The organism is Streptomyces sp. NPDC058964 (assembly GCF_042741275.1).
Taxonomy (GTDB): domain Bacteria; phylum Actinomycetota; class Actinomycetes; order Streptomycetales; family Streptomycetaceae; genus Streptomyces.
In genome coordinates this window covers 1-6,715 of sequence record NZ_JBHYKH010000498.1, presented here as the reverse complement: position 1 = coordinate 6,715, position 6,715 = coordinate 1, and the positions used below count along the sequence as shown (strand labels likewise).

Annotated in this window: 7 protein-coding genes and 1 pseudogene; 7 read left to right on the top strand and 1 reads right to left on the bottom strand. The window is 70.9% G+C overall.

Annotation, left to right across the window (positions count from 1 at the left end):
* Positions 1-72: 72 nt before the first annotated feature.
* Positions 73-1,128, bottom strand: a pseudogene (locus ACFW2E_RS38305) (FAD-dependent oxidoreductase); the annotation flags it as partial.
* Positions 1,129-1,340: 212 nt separating this feature from the next.
* Here ACFW2E_RS38305 and ACFW2E_RS38300 point away from each other — a divergent pair.
* Genes ACFW2E_RS38300 through ACFW2E_RS38270 form a run of 7 tightly spaced genes read left to right on the top strand, consistent with a single transcriptional unit; the run spans position 1,341 to position 6,594 of the window.
* Entirely contained in the window at positions 1,341-2,420 is a 1,080-nt protein-coding gene (locus ACFW2E_RS38300) for a SchA/CurD-like domain-containing protein (RefSeq protein WP_384474097.1), read from the top strand.
* A gap of 53 nt (positions 2,421-2,473) precedes the next feature.
* Positions 2,474-2,944 carry a cupin domain-containing protein gene (locus tag ACFW2E_RS38295; protein WP_384474094.1) on the top strand — a complete coding sequence of 157 codons (471 nt, stop codon included), beginning with the start codon at positions 2,474-2,476 and terminating at the stop codon, positions 2,942-2,944.
* The gene (locus ACFW2E_RS38290; RefSeq protein WP_384474091.1) at positions 2,941-4,209 is read left to right on the top strand and encodes a beta-ketoacyl-[acyl-carrier-protein] synthase family protein; all 1,269 of its coding nucleotides are present in this window, start codon (positions 2,941-2,943) and stop codon (positions 4,207-4,209) included. The genes ACFW2E_RS38295 and ACFW2E_RS38290 overlap by 4 nt, the downstream gene beginning before the upstream one ends.
* Positions 4,206-5,456, top strand: coding sequence for a beta-ketoacyl synthase N-terminal-like domain-containing protein (locus ACFW2E_RS38285; RefSeq protein WP_384474089.1), 1,251 nt, complete (start codon positions 4,206-4,208; stop codon positions 5,454-5,456). Before ACFW2E_RS38290 ends, ACFW2E_RS38285 begins: the two co-directional genes overlap by 4 nt.
* Before the next feature lie 46 nt (positions 5,457-5,502).
* On the top strand, positions 5,503-5,760 hold the full coding sequence (locus ACFW2E_RS38280) for an acyl carrier protein (RefSeq protein WP_384474086.1): 258 nt from the start codon (positions 5,503-5,505) through the stop codon (positions 5,758-5,760).
* 1 nt (position 5,761) lies between these two features.
* Entirely contained in the window at positions 5,762-6,241 is a 480-nt protein-coding gene (locus tag ACFW2E_RS38275; RefSeq protein ID WP_384474083.1) for an SRPBCC family protein, read from the top strand.
* A 20-nt stretch (positions 6,242-6,261) separates the two neighbouring features.
* Positions 6,262-6,594, top strand: coding sequence for a TcmI family type II polyketide cyclase (locus ACFW2E_RS38270; RefSeq protein ID WP_384474080.1), 333 nt, complete (start codon positions 6,262-6,264; stop codon positions 6,592-6,594).
* Positions 6,595-6,715: the final 121 nt, after the last annotated feature.

Sequence of the window (6,715 nt, the reverse complement as noted above, 5' to 3'; positions counted from 1 at the left end):
ATTCTCAACCCACACGGCGTTTTAGAGCTAGTGTTCGTTGTGTCGTGGGATCTGATTTGTGTATAAGAGACCGCTGTCGTACGTGTCCAGCAGGCCCGGGCCGGCCCAGCCGCCGAGGACGGCGGCGAGCTTCCAGGCGAGGTTGTGCGCGTCCTGGATGCCGGTGTTGGAGCCGAACGCGCCGGTCGGGGACATCTCGTGGGCGGAGTCCCCGGCCAGGAACACGCGGCCCTCCCGGTACCGGTCGGCGACGCGCTCGGCGGCCCGCCAGGACGCCTTCCCGGTGAGTTCCACGTCGAGGTCGGGTGCGCCGACCGCGCGGCGGATGTGCCGGGCGAGCCGGTCCTCGGTGAACTCCTCCAGGGTCTCGCCCCGCTCGGGGTGCCAGGGGGCGTGGAAGACCCAGCGTTCCTTGTTGTCGACGGGCAGGAGGGCGCCGTCGGCCGCGGGGTCGGTGAGGTAGCAGCAGATGAAGCGCCGGTCGCCGACCACGTCGGCGAGCAGTTTGGACCGGAAGGTGACGCTGACGTTGGCGAACAGGTCGCCGGGACCGGTCTGGCCGATGCCGAGCCGGCTGCGGACCGGGCTGCGCGGGCCGTCGGCGGCGACGAGGTAGTCGGCGTGGACCGTGTGGCGCTCCTCGGTGCTCCGGTCCCGGACGACCGCCGTCACTCCTCGGGCGTCCTGCTCGAAGGTCTCCATCTCGTGCGAGTACCTCAGGTCGCCGCCCAGGGCGCGGGCGCTGTCCAGCAGCACGGGCTCCAGGTCGTTCTGGCTGCACAGGCACCAGGCGGTGGGGCTGAACCTGGCCAGTCCGCCACCCGCGTCGATGTGTTTGAACAGCCACTCTCCCGCGTCCCCGACCAGGGTCGGGGTCTGCAGGATGCCGTGGTTGTCGGCGAGCAGCGAGGCCGCCGTGTGGATGTCCGGTTCGATGCCGGCCACCCGGAAGAGTTCCATCGTCCGGACGTTGTTTCCGCGTCCGCGTGGGTGGATCGAGGTTCCGGAGTGTCGCTCGACGAGCATGTGCCGCACACCGAGACGGCCCAGGAACAGAGACATGGACAGGCCCACCAGAGAGCCGCCCACGATGAGGACGGGAACACGGTGGTCGGCTTTTTGATGCATCGAAGCCTCCAGAGGCAGGGGTACGCGCATGGGGCGCCTGTGACTCTCCATGCCCTCTGGGGCCGTGCGGGACCGGGTTGGCGGGTCCAATCACCCACGTGGTTCATACGAGTCGCGCGATTGTGGTGACCGGCACAGGATCAAGGAACGCTGACGTCGCGTCACCCGCGGCCGGCGTCCGCCTCTGCCCCCGCGAAGGAGATGTGCGCAGGATGACCACTACGTCTGAACGTGTTTCAGAAGCACTGACGCGCCAGGTGTCGAAAGTCTCCCAGTCCGTGTTCGACGGCTCCCGGCTCCGGGTCGTGCTGCTGGTCGACGTGTACGACGGAGCCCAGCAGCAGTTCCTGGAGGCCTACGAGCAACTGTGCAACCAGGTTGCGTCGGTTCCCGGGCATGTCAGCGACCAACTCTGCCAGTCCATCGAGAATCCATCCCAATGGCTCATCACGAGCGAGTGGGAGAGTGCCCCGCCGTTCCTGGCCTGGGTGAACAGCGAGGAGCACGTGCGGATGGTGGAGCCGCTGCACAGCTGCGTCCGGGACACCAGGTCGCTGCGCTTCCACATCGTCCGTGAGACGGGTGGTGAGGCGGCCGGCGCCAAGGCGTCCAAGCGCCGGCTCCAGACCTCGCCGAGGATCGGCGACGGTGTCATCCGGCACGCGCTGACCTTCACGGTCAAGCCCGGCAGCGAGCGGGAGGTCGCGAAGATCCTCGCGAACTACGCCTCGCCCGAGGCCCGGGTCGACGACACCACGCGGCTGTGCCGGACCTCCCTGTTCATGCACGGCAACCGGGTCGTGCGGGCCATCGAGGTGCGCGGCGACCTGCTCGCGGCGCTGCGTCACGTCGCCCGGCAGCCCGAGGTGCGTGCCGTGGAGGAGGCGATCAACCCGTACCTGGAGCAGGAGCGGGACCTGAACGACCAGGAGTCCGCGCGCGTCTTCTTCACCCGTGCGGCGCTGCCGGCCGTGCACCACGTGACATCGGACGAGCAGCCCGAGACCGAGCGGCACGCGCTGTACTACCCGGCGAAGTCCGGCCAGGGCATGCGGCTGGCCGAGGCGCTCGCCCAGCACGACGAGGCGGCGGCGGAGGCCCCGGACAGCCCGGTCCTGCGCAGCACGATCTTCCAGCGCGACGACGTCGTGGTGCGGCTGGTCGATGTGCGCGGCGCCCGCGGTGCCGCCGACCTGCCGGAGTCCGGCCGGGCCGCCGAGCTGAAGAAACTCCTGGACGGTGCCGCAGTCCGCATGGATCTCATCACCGACCGCCGCTCGCCGGACGCCTGACCTGGCGGCCAGCCACGCCCTCACGCCGACGCAGCAACCATCGGAGGAACGTCGTGATCAAACCCCGTCCGAGAATCGTCGACCTCAGCGAGGTCGAGCCCAACGTCAAGCGCGGCGGCGACCTGCGCGCCATGCTCACGCCGGCCACGGTGGGCTCGACCAGCGGTTTCATGGGCGTGGCCATCGTGCAGCCCGGCGACCGCATCGGTGAGCACTACCACCCGTACTCCGAGGAGTTCGTGTACGTCGTGTGCGGGCAGCTGGAGGTGGACCTGGACGGCGAGCCGCACGCGCTGCAGCCGGAACAGGGACTGATGATCCCCGCCCACATGCGGCACCGCTTCCGCAACGTGGGCAATGTGGAGGCGCGCATCGTCTTCCACCTGGGCCCGCTGGCGCCGCGCCCGCAGCTGGGCCATGTCGACACGGAGGAGACCGAGGTCATCGGTGCCGCCGCCGTCGTCACAGAGGGAGCCGGGGCGGGCGCCGCGGGCGCTGCCGACCGAGGTCGGGTCCGGTCATGACCCGGCGCGTGGCGGTCACCGGCATAGGCATCGTGGCTCCGGGCGGGATCGGCGTACCGGCGTTCTGGGATCTCCTCGCCAACGGCCGGACCGCGACGCGGGGCATAACGTTCTTCGACCCGACGGGCCTGCGGTCGCGGATCGCCGCCGAGTGCGACTTCGATCCCGCGGCGCACGGCCTGGACGCCGAGCAGATCGAGCGGGCGGACCGGTACATCCAGTTCGCCCTGGTCGCCGGGGACGAAGCCGTCCGGGACTCCGGTCTCGACCTCGCCAGGGAGAACCCTTGGCGGGTCGGGGTGTCGCTGGGGACCGCGGTGGGCGGAACCACCCGTCTGGAGCACGATTACGTCCTGGTCAGCCACCGTGGTCAGCGCTGGGACGTGGACCACCGGGAGGCGGAGCCCCAGCTGCACCGGGCGTTCTCGCCCAGCACGCTGGCCTCCGCGGTGGCGGAACGTTTCGGCGCGCAAGGGCCGGTGCAGACCGTCTCCACGGGCTGCACCTCGGGCCTGGACGCGGTCGGATACGCCTTCCACACGGTCGAGGAGGGCCGGGCCGACGTCTGCATAGCCGGTGCCTCGGACTCGCCGATCTCGCCGATCACCATGGCGTGCTTCGACGCGATCAAGGCCACGTCCCCGAACAACGACGACCCCGCGCACGCCTCCCGGCCCTTCGACAACAACCGTGACGGGTTCGTCATGGGCGAGGGCGGAGCGGTGCTCGTCCTGGAGGAGCTGGAACACGCGCGGGCCCGTGGCGCGCACGTGTACTGCGAGCTCAGCGGCTACGCCACCTACGGCAACGCCTACCACATGACCGGCCTGACCAGTGAGGGCCTGGAGATGGCCCGGGCGATCGGGGCCGCCCTCGACCACTCCCGGCTCGACGGCTCGGCGATCGACTACGTCAACGCACACGGCTCGGGCACCCGGCAGAACGACCGCCACGAGACGGCGGCCGTGAAGCGGGCGCTCGGAGAGCACGCCTACGACACGCCGATGAGCTCCATCAAGTCCATGGTGGGGCACTCCCTCGGGGCGATCGGCGCGATCGAGGTCGTGGCCTGTGTGCTGGCGCTGGCCAAGCAGGTCGTGCCGCCGACCGCGAACTACGAGACCCCCGACCCCGAGTGCGACCTGGACTACGTCCCGCGCGTCGCCCGCGAACGGAAGCTCGACAGCGTGCTCTCCGTGGGCAGCGGGTTCGGCGGGTTCCAGTCCGCGGTGATCCTGACCCGTCCCAGGGAGAAGGCACGATGAGCGCACCCCATGAACGGCGCGCGGCCGTCACCGGCATCGGTGTGGTCGCGCCCAACGGAACCAGCACCGACACCTTCTGGAAGGCCACCCAGGAAGGGCTCAGCGTCCTCGACCGGATCACCCGCGAGGGCTGCGGGAACCTGCCGCTGAAGGTGGCCGGCGAGGTCCGCGCCTTCGACCCGGCGGCGGCGGTCGAGGAGCGCTACCTCGTCCAGACCGACCGCTTCACGCACTACGCCATGGCCGCGGCCGACCTCGCGCTGGACGACGCCGGTCTCGGGCCCGCCGACACCTCCGCAGCGCCGTTCTCCATCGGCGTGGTCACCGCGGCCGGTTCCGGCGGCGGCGAGTTCGGTCAGCGGGAGCTCCAGCGACTGTGGGGAAAGGGGAGCCGGTTCGTCGGCCCGTACCAGTCCATCGCCTGGTTCTACGCCGCCAGCACCGGTCAGATCTCCATCCGCCGCGGTTTCAAGGGTCCCTGCTCGGTCGTCGCGGCCGACGAGGCGGGCGGCCTGGACGCCCTCGCCCATGCGGCGCGGGCGGTGCAGCGCGGCACCGACGTCATCGTGGCCGGTTCGACCGAGGCGCCGCTGGCCCCGTACTCGATGGTCTGCCAGCTCGGTTACGAGGAGCTCAGCATCGTCGACGACCCGACCCGCGCCTACCGTCCGTTCACCACCGCGGCCTGCGGGTTCGTACCCGCCGAGGGCGGCGCGATGATCGTCGTGGAGGCGGCGGGAGCGGCGCGGGAGCGGGGTGCCGCGGTCCGGGCCCTCGTCGCCGGACACGCGGCGACCTTCACCGGCGCCTCCCGCTGGGCCGAGTCCCGGGAGGGGCTCGGGCAGGCGATCCGCGGGGCCCTGGACGAGGCCGGCTGCGCCCCCGAGGAGGTCGACGTCGTCTTCGCCGACGCCCTCGGGGTGCCGGAGGCGGACCGTGCCGAGGCGCTGGCGATCGCCGACGCCCTGGGCGGTCACGGCAGGCGGGTGCCCGTCACCGCGCCGAAGACCGGCATCGGCCGGGGCTACTGCGCGGCACCCGTGCTGGACACCGCGGCGGCGGTGCTCGCTATGGAGCACGGCCTGATCCCACCCACCCCCAACGTCTTCGACGTCTGCCTCGACCTCGACCTCGTGACCGGCCACGCCCGCACCGCCGAGCTGCGAACGGCGCTGGTCCTCAGCCGGGGACTCATGGGGTCGAACTCGGCGCTCGTGCTCCGGCACGGCACCGACGGCGCCTCGTAGCGGGGCGCCCTCGCAGCACAGCCTCCGCAGTAAAGGAGAGGAACGCATGACTGCCCAAATCACCGTGGAAGAACTGTCCGGGCTCATGAAGAAGGCCGCAGGGGTCACCGTCCCCCCGCAGGAGCTGGAGCAGCGGAGCGACGTGGGCTTCGACGCCCTCGGCGTCGACTCGCTGGGCCTGCTCGGCATCGTGGGCGAACTGGAGAACCGTCACGGCACGCCGATGCCGCCGGACGCGGAGCGCTGCAGGACCCCCCGGCAGTTCCTCGACCTCGTCAACAGCACTCTCATGGCAGGAGCCTGACATGGCCGGACACACGCAGAACGAGATCACCATCGGCGCACCGCTGGACCTCGTCTGGGACATGACCAACGACCTGGAGAACTGGCCGCAGCTGTTCAGCGAGTACGCGGCCTGCGAGATCCTCTCGCAGGAGGGCAACCGGACCAAGTTCCGGCTGACCATGCACCCGGACGAGAACGGCACCGTGTGGAGCTGGGTCTCCGAGCGTGAGCCGGACCGCGACACGCTGACCGTGGAGGCCCGCCGGGTCGAGACGGGACCCTTCGCCTACATGAACATCCACTGGGAGTACGAGGAGGTCCCCGCCGGCACCCGGATGATCTGGACGCAGGACTTCGAGATGAAGCCGGACGCGCCCGTCGACGACGACTGGATGACCGACAACATCAACCGGAACTCCAAGGTCCAGATGGCCCTGATCCGGGACAAGATCGAGAAGGCCGCTGCCGGACACCGGCCCGCGCCGGTCCTGGCCGACTGAGCCGGACGGAGGACGGTCGGATGCACCAGGCCCTCATCGTCGCCCGCATGGCCCCGGGCTCGGCCCCCGACATCGCCAAGGTGTTCGAGGAGTCCGACAGGGGAGAGCTGCCGCACCTCGTCGGTGTCGCACGGCGCAGCCTCTTCCAGTTCGGCGACGTGTACATGCACCTCATCGAGTCCGAGCGCGAGCCCGGACCCGCCATCGCCAAGGTGACCGAGCACCCCGCGTTCCGGGACGTCAGCGAGCGGCTGACGGCATACGTCAGCGCGTACAACCCCGAGACCTGGCGCTCGCCGAAGGACGCCATGGCACACCGCTTCTACCTCTGGGAGCGGGACCGCGCCGTCTGACACACATCTCCCAGACGGCCCCCGCCGCGGGGCGCGGGCGCGGGCGCGGGGCGCCCCCCCCCGCCGCGCGCGGGGGGTGGTGAGGGCGCGCGGGCGCGCGCGCGGGAGTGGGAGCGCGCGG

Bases quoted from the DNA above. Each gene is read 5' to 3' on its own strand.
- ACFW2E_RS38300 (WP_384474097.1), top strand. From the start codon at position 1,341: ATGACCACTACGTCTGAACGTGTTTCAGAAGCACTGACGCGCCAGGTG.
- ACFW2E_RS38290 (WP_384474091.1), top strand. From the start codon at position 2,941: ATGACCCGGCGCGTGGCGGTCACCGGCATAGGCATCGTGGCTCCGGGC.
- ACFW2E_RS38285 (WP_384474089.1), top strand. From the start codon at position 4,206: ATGAGCGCACCCCATGAACGGCGCGCGGCCGTCACCGGCATCGGTGTG.
- ACFW2E_RS38280 (WP_384474086.1), top strand. From the start codon at position 5,503: ATGACTGCCCAAATCACCGTGGAAGAACTGTCCGGGCTCATGAAGAAG.
- ACFW2E_RS38275 (WP_384474083.1), top strand. From the start codon at position 5,762: ATGGCCGGACACACGCAGAACGAGATCACCATCGGCGCACCGCTGGAC.
- ACFW2E_RS38270 (WP_384474080.1), top strand. From the start codon at position 6,262: ATGCACCAGGCCCTCATCGTCGCCCGCATGGCCCCGGGCTCGGCCCCC.